Origin of the sequence: Lamprocystis purpurea DSM 4197 (assembly GCF_000379525.1) — a bacterium.
Taxonomy (GTDB): Bacteria; Pseudomonadota; Gammaproteobacteria; order Chromatiales; family Chromatiaceae; genus Thiodictyon; species Thiodictyon purpureum.
The window spans coordinates 128,790-143,615 of the sequence record NZ_KB902531.1 but is presented as its reverse complement, the minus strand read 5'-3'; the positions used below and the strand labels follow the sequence as shown (position 1 = coordinate 143,615).

The 14,826-nt window shown below is 65.5% G+C and carries 9 protein-coding genes; 5 read left to right on the top strand and 4 right to left on the bottom strand.

What is annotated here, in order from left to right; translation table 11 throughout:
* Positions 1–191: transposase (locus A39O_RS39260; protein ID WP_020503260.1), on the bottom strand; the 191-nt coding region annotated here is incomplete at its 3' end.
* 294 nt (positions 192–485) lie between these two features.
* On the opposite strand from A39O_RS39260, the gene A39O_RS0124870 reads away from it, so the two are divergent.
* Together A39O_RS0124870 and A39O_RS0124865 are read left to right on the top strand one after the other, a co-directional pair.
* Positions 486–2,201, top strand: coding sequence for an MBL fold metallo-hydrolase (locus A39O_RS0124870; protein WP_157640396.1), 1,716 nt, complete (start codon positions 486–488; stop codon positions 2,199–2,201).
* A gap of 486 nt (positions 2,202–2,687) precedes the next feature.
* The gene (locus tag A39O_RS0124865) at positions 2,688–2,945 is read left to right on the top strand and encodes a hypothetical protein (RefSeq protein ID WP_020507372.1); all 258 of its coding nucleotides are present in this window, start codon (positions 2,688–2,690) and stop codon (positions 2,943–2,945) included.
* Positions 2,946–3,145: 200 nt separating this feature from the next.
* Here the strand turns inward: A39O_RS0124865 and A39O_RS37090 are convergent, their stop codons facing one another.
* Genes A39O_RS37090 through A39O_RS0124850 form a run of 3 tightly spaced genes read right to left on the bottom strand, consistent with a single transcriptional unit; the run spans position 3,146 to position 9,758 of the window.
* Positions 3,146–7,024 (bottom strand): PAS domain-containing protein, encoded by a 3,879-nt coding sequence (locus A39O_RS37090; RefSeq protein WP_020507371.1) that lies wholly within the window; start codon positions 7,022–7,024, stop codon positions 3,146–3,148.
* Positions 7,025–7,030: 6 nt separating this feature from the next.
* Positions 7,031–8,638, bottom strand: a complete 1,608-nt coding sequence (locus A39O_RS35045; protein ID WP_020507370.1) for a PAS domain-containing protein — start codon at positions 8,636–8,638, stop codon at positions 7,031–7,033.
* A gap of 7 nt (positions 8,639–8,645) precedes the next feature.
* Positions 8,646–9,758, bottom strand: coding sequence for an HD-GYP domain-containing protein (locus tag A39O_RS0124850; protein ID WP_020507369.1), 1,113 nt, complete (start codon positions 9,756–9,758; stop codon positions 8,646–8,648).
* 268 nt (positions 9,759–10,026) lie between these two features.
* Here A39O_RS0124850 and A39O_RS35040 point away from each other — a divergent pair, with 268 nt between their 5' ends.
* The 3 genes from A39O_RS35040 to A39O_RS35030 are packed head-to-tail and all read left to right on the top strand — an operon-like array spanning position 10,027 to position 14,773.
* The gene (locus A39O_RS35040) at positions 10,027–10,443 is read left to right on the top strand and encodes a JAB domain-containing protein (RefSeq protein ID WP_020507368.1); all 417 of its coding nucleotides are present in this window, start codon (positions 10,027–10,029) and stop codon (positions 10,441–10,443) included.
* Positions 10,440–13,835, top strand: a complete 3,396-nt coding sequence (locus tag A39O_RS35035; RefSeq protein WP_020507367.1) for a helicase-related protein — start codon at positions 10,440–10,442, stop codon at positions 13,833–13,835. Before A39O_RS35040 ends, A39O_RS35035 begins: the two co-directional genes overlap by 4 nt.
* The gene (locus tag A39O_RS35030; protein ID WP_020507366.1) at positions 13,832–14,773 is read left to right on the top strand and encodes an REP-associated tyrosine transposase; all 942 of its coding nucleotides are present in this window, start codon (positions 13,832–13,834) and stop codon (positions 14,771–14,773) included. The genes A39O_RS35035 and A39O_RS35030 overlap by 4 nt, the downstream gene beginning before the upstream one ends.
* Positions 14,774–14,826 lie beyond the last annotated feature (53 nt).

The following is a 14,826-nucleotide window of genomic DNA, read 5'->3' as shown; positions in this document are numbered from 1 at the left end:
GTCAGATCGTCAAAATAGCGCAGGCAGGCCCCACAGCGGTATTTCTGCCGCGCTGGCTGGGTCGTATCATGTCCCTGCTTCGTGATCAGCGACGCCTCGCAGTGGGGGCAAAGAACACCCTCTGGCCAACGCAACTGACGGAGTGTGTCGTAGCACTTGGCGTCGTCCAGCAGGTCTTGAAGGTTGATCATCGGCGGGAAACTGTCGGTCAGCGTGGTTGAGTCCTGACGTGTAGTGTACGCTTGGACCACCCGAAGAGCGAGCTAGACTCAGCAGTCCGGAACCCATATTGAGCCATTTGGAATTGCTGGACCCAGGCCCCGGCCCCCCGCAGGTGCTGGAGTCATGATTGATGCTGGAAGATGCCGTCCGGCTGCACCCACCGCCGTTCCGAGCGCAGCTCATCCGGCAGGCCGTGCGCCATAGCCGCGCGGCCTCCGGCCTCACGCAATCATGGCAGTAATCGAGAAAATGAGGTGAGACTCATGACCGAACAAGAACACACGGACCCTGTTGGGTTGACCAGACGCGACGCATTGAAGATCTCGGGATGGGCTTTGAGCAGCTTTGTTCTCGGGGGGACTGCACTGAAATTGTTTGCAGACCAAATGCAGGGCGGCGATACCTGCCCGGTTTGCGATCAATCGGACTGCGAGGATAAGCCGTCTTGCTACTGGGGTAATCCGCTAAAAGCTCGCCGGTATCGTTATTTCGACCAATTGCCGCGGTTCTATCCGTTCAGTCCTACCACTGTCACCCAGATCCAGCCGCTTCATGAAAATGAGATGCGGATTACCTTCATGGGGACATCGATCCCTCCAAATCAGCGACACGCACAGCAGATGATGAGCATCTTTGTCGAGGTCGGTTGGAACCGCGACACCCAACTGCCGAAAGATCAGTTCGTTTTTGACTGTGGCTCCGGCGTCTGTACCAACTACACCAACATGAACGTGGGCTTCGGGCGGATGGACAAGGTGTTTCTCACCCATCTGCACGGTGACCATATGAGCGACTTGACCCACATTTATTGCTTTGGCCCTTCGGCCGATCGCAAGTCACCGTTGTTCGTCTGGGGACCCGGACCTTCGGGAGTTGAAAGTCCGCCCGGCTCAGGAATTTTCTACGAAGACGGCACCAACGCATTCTGCAAGCACCTGCGGGAGGCGTGCCGGTGGCATTCGGAGAGCTTCAGCTTCCAGACCACCAGTTACACTTCCTATCAGCCTCCGACCAAGAGAAGCTGGGGGTTACCGTGCGAACCGGTCCCGGTCGGTGACGGCAACCCCGCCCACGATGATCCGGTTGACGACGCCTATGCCATGATTCCCGTCCAGCTGAAGGTGGTGGGCTATGACCCGGATGATAACGTGGCCTACCATAACCACGAGACCGGTGTGAAGATCACCTACTTTCCGGTGATCCACGCCCGTAAAGGCTCCATCGGCTACAAGCTGGAATGGCTTACACCGAGTGGTGAAACCCTGACGATGATCTACACGGGCGACACCAAGCCCGAGTCCGTCAGTGTTGATCAGGCCTGCAACAACGGTCATGGTGTCGACGTCTTCATCCATGAGATGGGGGCGGCGGCGCAAGTCTGGGCCATGAAGAACATGAATGCTCATGAGCTGCCCGACCAGAACAGCCAAATTGTCCAGCAGATGCAAATGGTCCAGAACAGCTCCCATAGCCCCCAGGGTGCGTTCGGATACGTCCTCAGTCAAATCAACCCATTGCCGCGACTGACAGTAGCAACCCATTTCCCGACATCCGACGACACTGTCGCCTGCGCGATGAAGAGTGTTCGTCAGCATGTCGATGTTGTTCAAGGCAATGATTCTTCCGATTCTTCCTTGAGCGGGGAAGGTCCGGGCAACGACAATAAAGGACAAAGTACGCGTCTTCCCCGAATCACGTGGTCCTTGGATCTCATGGTGATCTCAGTCACACCGGAGCGCATCGTCGAGAAAAGAGGTATGGTTCCGGAAATCGGGTATGTCGCGCACTATCAGCCGCCGCCAGGGACGCAAAACCCCGACGGGACTCCCATCCCCTACGGATTCAACGCGCCGAAGTATGGCTATCTCGATGACAACGGCTTTCCCGTTGGGGATGCGTATGCGCAGATCGACACCACGACGCAGTATTGTCCTTGTGATGAACTAGGGAACTGCAATTATCGCGAAGACGGGTATTGAGCAGCTCGACCAGGATTCCCCGAGTGCGTCGTCAGGCCATCCTGGCCTGGCGGCGTCGGGGCTGGAACAGTCAGGGCTGGAAGCCCTGACGACGCAGCCTCGCTGGGAACGAGAATACGGTTCCGGTCAGATCGTCAAAATTGCGCAGGCAGGCGTTTCCCAAGGGGGGCAGGATGGCCCCGCCATGGTCCAAGCGCCTAAGCGCTTGAACCATGTAGCGCTTTGAGAATCGCACGTTTCGCCCCCGCAATGCGTATTTTCAATGCCGAGAGACGGCGATTGTGTTAAATGATTTAAGAGTCTTGACGGCAGGCGAGGCCCCGCTCCCCAAACGGCGCCTCGACGTCGATCCCAGGCGTATTTGCTCCAATGCGCAACAGCGCCCTGGCTCGAACCGGGCGGCAGGACGGAGTGTCGGGACCGCTCACCCCGTTATCGAACGGCTCCCGATACACTTTCTGGTCTCACATAAGAAGGGGTTCTACCATGAGCAGGTACTTCAGTTTGGTCGCCCTGCTGGCGACAGTCATCGTTCTGGTTAGCGCGTCCCAAACCTTCGCGAGCGGCGGCAAGAACGCTGTTAACAACCCCAGCGGCAGCCCGGACGAGGATACGTTCGAGACGCCCTTCGCCAACACCGGTGGCGGGCGCATGTTGGTCTTCTGCGCCGAGGACGAAACCCTGATCACGCTGACCGTGGCTGACGGATCCTTGGAGCTCACCTGCGTCCCTACGGCTCAGTGACTGGTGTTGTACTGAAAGGGAGGGCCGAAACTCCTTGAGCCGACGAGGTTCGGGACCGCTTAGAAGTCCAGACGACTGACCTGCGCCTAGGTTCCGGCATCTCTGAGCAAGACGTCACGTCGGGCGTAGAGCGACTGGCCGCTGGAGCGGCCGGACGGCATTCCCACGCTGGAGCGTGGGAACGAGAACAGGCCGGCCGATCAATGCGGCTGCTCCGGCCGCTGCAAAGCGCTCAAGGTCAGCAGTGCCTGATCGTAATCGAAGGCATTGATCTGACGCGACAGGGTCTCGGCCGGCTCCCCCAGCGTTGCCCGCAGCGCTGCCGCGGACTCGCGCATCAGGTGGTTGGCGGCGATGTCGCCGACGCTCAACAGGTCCGTCAGGCGTTCGACCAGGGCGCTTAAGGCCGGGGGGTCGAGTCCCGTTGGCGGTGTGGGCACCGGATTCGGCGCGGCAATGCCGGCGCCGACCGCGTCGACCGGGCCATCGTCCAGCCACCGGCACAGCGCCGCAAACAGGGTGCCCGGGTCGACCGGCTTGGCGACATGATCATCCATCCCCGCGTCCAGGCAGGCTTGGCGATCTTCCGCGAAAACATTGGCGGTCATGGCCAGGATGGGTGTACTCGCCCGCCCCGGCAGACGACGGATGGCGCGGGTCGCGCTCAGACCATCCATCACGGGCATCTGCACGTCCATCAGGATCAGGTCATAGGCCGTGGCCGCGGCCATCGTGAGTGCCTCCCGGCCATCCGCGGCGGTAGCCACCACGAGACCGGCCGCACGCAGGAGGTCCAGTGCGACCTCCCGATTGATCGCATCGTCCTCCACCAACAACACCCGCGCCCCAACATGGCGGCGACACAGTTCCTGCTCAGGATCCACGCCTGCCGCACCCGGCCGCGGAACGCTGATCGAGGACTGGCCGAGCCCCAGCCAGGCCGTGAACCAGAAGGTGCTGCCCTGTCCCGGCGTACTCTCGACCCCGGCCTCCCCCCCCATCAACTGTGCCAGGCGACGGGTGATGGCGAGCCCCAGACCGGTACCGCCGTAGCGGCGGGTCGTCGAGGTATCCGCCTGCTCAAACGCCTCGAACAGGCGAATACGCTGCTCGGGGGCGATGCCGATCCCGGTGTCCTGCACCTCGAAGCACACCAGGCAGCCGCGCCGGGTTTCCTCCAGTACCCGGACCCGCAGCCGGATCCGACCCCGCTCGGTGAACTTGACGGCGTTGGCCGCGTAGTTGAGCAGCGCCTGACCCAGCCGCGTCGGATCGCCGCACAACGGCCGCGTCAGGGTATCGCCCTCGCTGTCGGCGGCCACGTCCAGCGTCAGCCCCTTATCCCTGGCCTGCTCAGTCACCAGTGAACGCACGTGGTCGAGCACGGCGCCCAGGACAAACTCGGTGTGCTCCAATTCAAGGCGGCCCGCCTCGATCTTGGACAGATCGAGGATATTGTTGAGGATCGCCAGCAGATGGCGGGCCGCACCATCGATCCGGATCAGCCGCTCGGCCTGAATCGGGGTGATCTCGGTGCGTTGCAGCAGGTGGGTGAGACCGACGATGGCGTTCATCGGTGTGCGGATCTCATGGCTCATGTTCGCCAGAAAGACACTCTTGGCCCGGTTGGCCGCCTCCGCACGGATGCGCGCCTCGGTGAGTTCCTGGGTGCGGCTGACAACCAGGTCTTCCAGGTGGTGGCGATGGTTGTCGAGTTCGGCGGCCAGACGCTGTTTCTCACTGATGTCCTCCTTGACGGCGACATAGTGGGTGATGGTTCCATCGGGCTGACGCAGCGGTGTGATGATGGCGTGCTCGGCGTATTCGCTGCCGTCGCGACGCCGGTTGATGAACTCGCCCTGCCAGGGCCGACCATGGGTCAGCGCGTTCCACAGGGCCTTATAGGTTGCCGCCGGGGTCTTGCCCGACTGGAGCAGGCGCGGGTTTTGCCCGGTGGCATCGGCCCGACTATACCCGGTACCGCGCACGAAAGCGTCGTTGACGTACTCGATCTGCCCTGCAAGATCGGTGATGATGATACTCTCCGGACTTTGCTCGACCGCTTGGGCCAACTTGCGCAGTTGCGCGTCGGCGCGCCGCTGGCGCGTGATCCGCCAGACCTCGTTGGCGAGCAGTTGGGTCGTTTCGACATCCAGATCCGTATAGGGCTCAGCCTTGTTGCCAACCCCGGCGATCATCCGCACCAGACCGCCCTCGAGCACCGGCACACTGATCAGACGGGTTAGCGCGGCATGGCCGGCAGGCAGGCCGCGGCGCTGGATCTGTTCCTGGGGGGCGCCGAGATAGTCATTGAAGACGACCGGCACGCGTCGCCGCACGGCGTCAGCCCAGATGCCGGCCTGCCGGACCGGATAGTGGCGGTCGAAGCCGGCCTGGCAATAGTGCTCCAGGGTCGCGCGCGACCAGGTCACGAGTTCGATTTCCTGCTGGTCGTCATTGACGAAGTGGATGAAGCCGATGGGGCTGCGGGTGAGTCCCTCGGCCAACTCGAGCCCGAACTGCATGAAGGCCCGCTCGTCCAGACGCTCGACCGCCCGCGGGAGTTCCAGCAGCGCCTCGGCGCGGCGCGCCTGCAAGGCCAGGTCCTGCTCGGCCTGCCGCGACTGAGTCACGTCGAGCATCACCCCTTGCAGGTGACGCGGTTGACCCGCTTCGTCACTCACGACTTGGGCCGCATCGTGATAGTGCCGCCACTTCCCGTCGCGGGTCGCCAAGCGGTAATCCATTTCAAGAACGGCGCCGCTCACGTGCTCGCTCCGCACCATATCGTCCAGCGCACCCAGCACGCGCTGCCGGTCGTCCGGATGGATTAGCCGGGCCCACAGGTCAGGATCCTGGATCATGTCTTCCAGGGTATAGCCCAAATCGTTGATCCGCTGACTCACATAAAGCGTCGGACACCGCGGATCGAGCGCGGCCCGGTAAAGAATCGCCGGCAACTGTTCAGTCAGCATGCGGGCGCGCCCTTCGCTCTCGCGCAGGGTCTCCGCCGTGCGCTGTTGGTCTTCCAGGAGACTCAGCAGTGCCCGGCTCGCCTGGTCGGACACCGCCAACAGACGCGTCGTCTCGGCCTGAGCGGCCCGTAACCGTTCCTCGGCCAGTCGGTGGTCCGTGATGTCCAGGACGCTGCCGAACACGCGTGCCACCCGACCGCGGCGACATTCAGCCTCGGCGCCGGCACGGACCCAGCGCTGCCCCGCTGAGGGAGTCACGATCCGCAGTTCGAGGTCATAGGGTTCGCCGTGGGCAACCACCCGTGCGAAGGCCGCTCGCAGGGACGGACGATCCGCGGGAGCGAGCAACAGGATGACCCGCTCAGGGTCGCTGAGGTCCTCGTCCGGGCCGACCTCGAACAGGCGCTGGACCTCGTCCGTCCACTGCAACCGGCGGGTCACCAGGTCATATTCCCAACCCGCGAGACCTACGCGTCCGCGGGTACTGCGCAGCAAGAGGCGATCCCGGCGCAGCGCCGCGTCGGTCTGTTGGCGGCGCAACCGGGCGGCCAGCAAAACGGCCAGCAGCACGGTCGTCACGGGGTAAATCAGGAGGATCGGCAGCGCGATGCGTTGCACCACGGGCAGCCCCAGCAGCACCAGTATCACGGCCAACACGACACCATGGACCACGACGCCGAACAGATAACACTCGCGCAGCGACAAGCGCTCCGGTGCCGGTCGGACCTGCCCCCAGAGGATTCCGATGGTGCCGGAAGCCAGAATCACGAGGACTCCGGTCAGGGCTCCGGCGCCGCCCTGAATGAGTCGCAGAACGGCGGTCATGGCCATGGCGACCAGGGTGGGCAAGGGGCCAAAGAAGAGCCCGGCGCTGCTCAGCAAGACCGAGCGGGTGTCAAACACCAGGCCCGGACGCAATGTCCAGGGCGTGAGCATCAACGCCAACCCGATACACCCGATTACCAGCCCGATCACCAGCCGCATCGGCCTGGCGCCCCAGGCACCGCGGCCACCCTTGTCGCGGCTGAGCAAATCCAGCAGCAGCGCCAGTGACAACAGCAGCGCGGCGTTGTGAATCAGCGGGAGAAAAGGCAGACCGGTCAAGATGTATCAGCCTGGATCAGCGTCGCCGGTCGCGCTGGGGTAGCGCGGTGCCTGCCCGGTCCGGGCCAACAGGGTATTGACCTCCTGCTTCAGCTCCAGAATGCGGGCCTCACGGCCCAGGACGAGCCGCTGCCAACGACGCAACTCATCGAGTTGGGTGCGGTTCTCTTCCTCCGCGCGCGCGCGCTCGGTGATGTCGCGGGAGATCCCGAAGAGCCCGACGACCCGACCGGCAGCATCGTGCAGCGGCCCCTTGATGGCCAGGAAGGTGATCGAACCTTGCGCGGTAGTCAGTTCTTCCTGGAAGGTGACGACGCGGTCTTCCGCCACCACCTGTCGATCGTGCGCCATGAGCAAAGCCGCTTGTTCGGGCGGGAAGATGGCTTGGTCGTCACGACCCAGCGCCGCCTCGGGAGCGATCGCGCAGAAGCCTGCGGCCGCCCGGTTGAAGAGCAGATAGGTGCCCGCCAGGTCCTTGGCAAAAATGGCATCGCTCGACGCATCGACGACCGCGTCGCGCAGTTGCAGGTCATGCAGCCGCGCGGCCAGTTCCTGCTGGTGGATCCGCGCGAGGCGCAGCGCGTGGCGCTGATACAGAAGCAGCGCGGAGACCAACATCAGCACCAGCGCCAGACCCAGGGCCGACCCCAGCCACAGCAGATCGCGCCACTCCGCCGCCGCGAGCTCGGCGAGGTCGACCTTGGCGATGAGGGACCAGGCCGTCCCGGCGACCGGCAGCGCCAAGCCCAAGACCGGGACGCCGCGGTAGTCCAGGGCACGGACCGGATCGCCGGGCAGCACCTGACCGCTCACCACCCGGTCGGCCAGCAGCGACCCCGCGCCCAAGGGCAGACGCAGGCGCATGGCGGTGTCGGTCCGGTCGCGCGGCGCATTGAGAAATAGCACCGCGTCGCCGTCGCGACGCACCAGCAGGGTCTCGGCACTGGCGCTCGGCAGCGGCCAGTCCTGAAGGAAGGGGAAGAGGAAGGCGTCGCGGTCCAGACGCAGCACGACGACAACACCCGCGAGTTCATCGGTTACCAGCGGCGCGACGAAGTCCAGGTGGATATGTTCTTCGCCATCGACATGGTCGCGATAGAGATCGGTGAATTCGACCCGGCCGCTTGCCAGGGCGCGCGCGGCGGTGTCCAGCAAGGGACCGGCGGCCTGATGGTGACCGCCGACGCCGAGCACGACGGCTCCCGCGGAGTCCATCACCATCACTGCCTGAAAGCCCTCGATGCGGCGCATCGCCTCCAACTGTGCCAAGATGAGGTCGCGGGTGTGGGTGTCGCCGTCGCGCAGCCAACGGGGCAGGTCACGCAGCAGCACGGGAGACGTACTCAAGAGTTCCGCGTCCTGGCGGCGTTCGGTCAGCCAATGTTCGATCTGACTCACCTTGAGCAAGGCAATGGCACGCAATTGCTCCACGACCAGCAGCTCATGGCCCCGCACGACTTTGCTGAACCCCGCCGCGCCGACCAGGATCAGGGCCGGCACCAGCAGCGCCAGAGCCAGCGCGAGCGCCAGGAGGGTCCGCCCATGGCGCCCATCGCTGGCCAGTCCGGTCCGAATTGACCAGCGACCAGTCGGCGCGTCGGAGGTGCTGGCCATACTCCCCTTAAACGGCGTCCGTCATTGCCTTCAGATGCGTGTGGGCAATGTCGGCATAGTCGCTGAATTCCAGCAAAAAGGTATCGACCACGGCGGGGTCGAAGTGACTGCCGCGCTCGGTGGCGATGAGGTCGCGCGCCTCCGCCAAGGGGATGGCCGGCTTATAGACCCGCGGCGAAATGAGCGCGTCGAAGCAGTCGGCCAGACTCATGATGCGGGCACCGATCGGGATCGCGGCGCCGGCCAGTCCGTCCGGATAGCCCGTGCCGTCCCAGCGCTCATGGTGCCAGCGCGCAATATCCCGCGCCACGGTGAGGAATGGCAGCGGGTGATCCAGATCCTGCTGGGCCAGATCGATGGCGTCGGCTCCGAGCCGGGCGTGTGTCTGCATGATCGCCCATTCCGCCGGCGTCAATGGCCCCGGCTTTTGCAGGATGGCGTCGGGGATGCCGACCTTGCCGATGTCATGCAGCGGCGCCGAGCGGGTGAGGAGTTCGATGTAGCCTTGATCCAGCGTCGCGGCGAAGCCCGGCCGGCGGCTCAGGTGCGTGGCAAGCAGGCGCACGAACGCCTGGGTGCGCAAGATGTGGTTGCCGGTCTCCCGATCGCGGATCTCCGCCAGGGTCGCCAGGGCGCGGATGGCGACCGTCTGGGTCAGCTCATTCTCCGCCATGCGCCGGGACACCTCCGCCTCCAGATAGGCGTTCTGGTCTTTGAGCCAGTCGCGCGCCCGCTTGACCTCCAGTTGGGTGCGCACCCGCGCCAACACCAGGCTGGGCCGGATCGGCTTGGTGATGTAGTCGGCGGCACCGGCGTCCAGACCCCGCAACTCTTCCTCCGGGCTGTCCATGGCCGTGATGAAGATCACCGGAATCGCCAGGGTGGCAGGATCGGCGCGCAAGCGCTCCAGCACCTCGTACCCCCCCATGTCCGGCATCATCACATCGAGCAGGATGAGGTCGGGGCTCGGCGTACCGCGCGCGATGCGCAATGCCTTGGCCCCCGAATTCGCGACCAGAACCCGGTAAGTCGGATACAGCAAGCCGCCGAGGACGGAGAGATTCTCCGCGGCGTCATCGACGATGAGAACGGTGGCAGTGGTCGGCAAGAGGCGCCTCATCGCTTACAGGGGCCGCGCTGCAGCCCCGGCGGGAGGATGCATCGTCATTCGCGGATGCACGCACCAAACACCAACGCGGGTCTGGCGCGGGATGGGGGCACCCGGATCAGCTCCAGGCATCATCGATCACCACCCGGCGATCAGCTAATCATAGCCGATTGCGCGTATCGCCATGACAACGCCTCGTGAATTGGGAAGAAGAGGTGCAATTGCGGGATCAGGGGCAGGGTGCTAAGGTCAAGTCCTCGGTAGCATCCTGCCAGCCGTCATGGCTTACCTGTCCGGCAACGTGATCGCCGGCCGCGAAAAGATGAAGCTGGAGGCGCAAATCAAGCAGCGACCGACGAGCATTGAGCAACTGCTGACCCGCGAGAATCAGGTGCTGCGGGCGCTGCCGCTCCACGAGGGCAGCATCGCCAGTGCCCCCGTGTACCCGCGCCTGGTCGTCGAAGCCGCCCTGCGCCACCACGCCGCACAGGTCGTCTTCGCCCACAACCACCCGGGTGGCGTCGCCCAACCGTCAGACGACGACGTCAAGATCACGCAGACCCTGGTGAGCGTTTTCGACGCCCTCGCCATCCCCGTGGTGGACCACATCATCGTGGCCGGGCCGCGGACCTTCAGCATGGCCGAGGCTGGACTCCTGCGCGCCGCCGCATCGCATCGAGCAGGCGACGCCATGTGAGCACCGTCATCGAGAAGGACACGGTACTCGAAGGGCTCCTGTGGCCGGAGCCGGTGCGCGTCTTGAGCGTCGAGCACTTCGGCACCTTGCTCCAGGTCGACGCCGTCGGCACCCGCACCCGGCAGTTCTACCCCGGCATCATCGTCACCGCGGCGCAGGCCGATGGGCTCAAGGTCCTGTCCAGTGCCAAGGCAATGGACTTCTCCGGAGACCCGGAGGCCTTCCATCTCGCCATCGAGGCGCTGCGGATTCGCCTCGCCTACGAGTACGACCCGCACTTTGCGGTCAACGCCTCGACCATCACCCCGCTGCCGCACCAACTCGACGCCGTCTACCGCTACATGCTCAAGTCGCCGCTGGTGCGCTTCCTGCTCGCGGACGACCCAGGGGCGGGCAAGACCATCATGGCCGGCCTGCTGCTCAAGGAACTGCGCTTCCGGGGGCTTGCAGACCGTGTCCTCATCGTCGTTCCGCCGCTGGTCTCCCGCCAGTGGCAGGAGGAGCTTGCGGAAAAGTTCTCCGAGGCGTTCACGATCATTGACAACGGCGTACTCAAGGCCAACGTCGGGCGTAACCCCTGGACCGAAAACGACCGCTGCATCACCTCGGTCTACTGGGCTGCGCGGGACAACATCCTGAAGACCCTCAAGGAGGCCGACTGGGACCTCGTGATCGCGGACGAGGCGCACAAGATGGCGGCCTACCGCCAGGGCACACGCTCGCTGAAGACCCGCAAGACCCGACTCTACCGCCTTGGCGAAGAACTCTCGGTGCGTACCAAACACCTGCTGCTGCTCACCGCGACGCCACACAAGGGCGACCCAGAGAACTTCCGCTTGCTGCTCGAACTGCTCGACAAAGACCTCTTCGCTGACCGCCACATCCTTGAAGAGGCCATGTCCAGCCAGGATAACCCGATCATCCTGCGGCGACTCAAGGAGGAGATGTGTCGCTTCGACGGCTCGCCCCTGTTTCCCCAGCGCACGGTCAAGACCGTCGCCTTCGATTTGAGCCGCGCCGAGCGCGACCTCTACGAGGAGGTCACCGAGTATGTGTCCGAGCACTTCAACAAGGCGATGCAGAAGGAGAAACGCAACGTCGGTTTCGCCATGACCATCCTGCAGCGTCGTCTGACGTCGAGCCTCGCGGCGATCACCGCGTCACTGACGCGCCGCCACGAGCGCTTGCAAACGTTACTCGACCAGGTCCGCGCCCTCGTCGCCACCAAGGCGCGCAGCGCACTGCAAGCCGGCACTGACGACGCAACGCTCGACGAACTGCTGGGCGGCGCCGCCGTGGAGGACCTCGATGACCTCGCCGAGACCGAACGCTGGGACATCGAAGACTCCCTGGTCGAGCGCCTGACCAACGCCAAGTCGATCGAGGAACTGGAGGCCGAGGTGTTGGCGCTCGAACGGCTCGTGCGCCGCGCCCGGGCCGCGCTGGGCAGCGGCATCGAGGCCAAACTCATCCAGCTCACCGACGCGATCCTGCGGGACCAAGGGCTGGCCGCCCGGGGCGAAAAGCTGCTGATCTTCACCGAGGCGAAGGACACCTTGACCTTCCTGGTGAGCCAACTGCGCGGGCAGGGCTTCACGGTCGCCGTCATCGAGGGCGCGCTCTCGATGGACCAGCGCCGCCGGCAACAGGAATTGTTCCGCGGCCCGGCGCAGATCATGGTGGCCACCGAGGCGGGCGGCGAGTCCATCAACCTCCAGTTCTGCAACCAGATGGTCAATTACGACATCCCCTGGAACCCGAACCGCCTCGAACAGCGGATGGGCCGCATCCACCGCATCGGGCAGCAGAATGAGGTATTCATCTTCAACCTCGTCGCCACCGATACCCGCGAGGGTGCGGTGCTCGCGGCGCTGCTGCGCAAGATGGAGGAGATGCGCCAGGGACTGGGCTCCGACCGTGTATTCGACCTGATCGGCGACCTGCTCGAAGACCATGAGATCTCGCTTGCCGACCTCATCATCGACTGCATCACCAACCGCCGCCGGCTCGCGGACGCGGTGGCCGGCATTGAGCAGGCCGTGAGCCCCGAGCACCAGGCCGCGCTGACCGCCGCCCGCGAGGAGGGGCTCGCGCGCCGCTTCGTGAACCTGCCCGAGCTGCGTTTCGAGGCCGCCCGCTCGGCCAGCCAGGCCTTGCTCCCGGCCCACCTCGAAGCCTTCTTTACCCGCTCGCTCGAGCGCAACCGCGGACGCTGGGAGCGCCGCGCCGACGGCAAGATTCGCTGCGAGCGCGTCCCCCTGAACCTGCGCCGGGAGCAGGAGATCGCGTTTCGCCGTCGCCATGGCACCGTCGAGCGCGCTTACCTCTCGCTCACCTTCGACAAGACCACCGTCGGCGAAGACGGCCGCACCGACCTCCTCGGCCCCGGCCATCCGCTCTTCGAGTCCGTGCTCCAGGCCGCCGAGTCCGGCTGCATCGATGCGCTCGCCCGCGGCGCCGTTTTTCGGGACGTCGATGCCAAGGCCCCAGAGCGACTCTGGTTCTTCCGCGGCAGCGTCGGCGACGGCACCGGCCGCGTGCTGTCGCAGCGCCTCTTTGCCGTGCGCGAGATCGGCCTGGCCGGCGACGGGACCGCCGGCGGCCTGCCGGCCAGTCACCCGGCCTTCGTCGCCGCGCACCCCATCCACCTGCACGACCTTCGCCCAGGCTCCGACGGCGCGTCACCACCCCCGCTGACCGACTTCGACCAGCGCCGCCATGCCGCCACGCGCCCGGGCTTCGTCGATACGGTGGCGAGCGGGCGGCTCAAGGACCTGGGCCTCAAGGAACGCTGGCTGGAGCGCTCCTTCCGGGTCGTCATCAGCCGTCACGCCGACCGACTGCTCGACCTCGACGCCAAGGCGGGCGCGGGCCAGGACATGGCGCTGGCCATCGGTCGCGAGCAACGGCTGATGGAGGACGCCAAGCGCCGCCCGCAAGAGCGGCTGGCCGAGGTGCGACTTGAGCAGCAGCTCGTCCCGCGGGCGCCGGAGTTCCTCGGCGTGGTCACGGTGCTGCCGGCGGCGGCCCGCGTGGGTGAAGCCCAGGCCGATGACGCGCTGCTCGGGCGCGTGCGTGAGGTCGAGGCCGCCCAGGGCCGCGCGCTCGTTGACCGGCGTGACGACGGACTCGGCTTTGACGCCATCGCTGGCGACACCGACGGCCAGGCGGTACGCTTCATCCTGGCCCGCCGGCTCGACGCGGATGGGCGTCTCTGGCTCAAGGCCAGCGAGTGGGCGCAGGTCCAGCACCTTGGCGAACAGGTCTCGATCTACGCTGCCCAAGACGGTCAGGTCCTTGAGCTGTCGGCCAAAGACGCCGCGCTCGGCGCTGCCATCGACGCCACCAACCGACGGGTATCCATCCGCCTGTCCGGAGGTCCAACCCCATGACCACCGAGAACAGTCCACCCAAGACCGTCGGCCCAGCCGCCCCAAGCAGGACCGCCGCCGCCCCAGCGGCGCGAAGCGCAAGCCCTGGGACCGCCGCCGGCCCGGCGGCGCGAAGCGCAACCCCTGGGACCGCCGCCGGCCCGGCGGCACGAAGCACAACCCCTGGGACCGCCGCCGGCCCGGCGGCGCGAAGCACCAACAGCCAGGGCTCCAAACCCCTCTGGTCATCCCGCGGCTACCTCCCCCATTTTCACGGCGACAACGCCATCCAGGCCATCACCTACCGTCTCGCCGACTCGCTCCCATCGCAGGTCCTGGAAGACCTCAGGTGCGAACTGGCAAATCTCTCCGCGGAACACCGCGACCGCCGTCGCCGCGAACGAATCGACGCCTATCTCGACGCCGGCCACGGGTCCTGCGTCCTCGCACGCCCCGAGTGCGCTCAAATCGTCATCGACAACTGGCAGCACTTCGATGGCCAGCGCTATCGGCTGCTGGCCTGGGTGGTCATGCCGAACCATGTCCATGTCCTGATCGAAACCCTCCCGGGCTGGCCGCTCGATAGCATCCTGCATAGCTGGAAGTCATACACGTCAAAGCGGATACTGGCCCTGCTGGAAAATGACCGGCCGGCGGGCCGCCGGCGGTCCCGGGCCGGCGAGCCGCCGGCGCTCCCCGGCGGGCCGCCGGAGCTCCCGGGCCGGCAGGCACAGCAGTTGTGGCAGCGCGAGTATTGGGACCGGTGTGTGCGCGACGAGCGCCACTACGCCGCGGTGATCGATTACATCCACCACAACCCCGTCAAGGCCGGCCTCGCCCCCACCCCCGAAGCCTGGCCCTTCAGCAGCGCGAGCGGGAGCGCCGGCGACCCGCCGGCCGCTGGGACCGCCGGCGGCCCGCCGGCCAGTAACCCAAGAACCGAGCACACACCACCATGACCGACCGGCGCCTCATCAAGGACAGCCTGCCGTTGACGGCGATCAGCGAATAC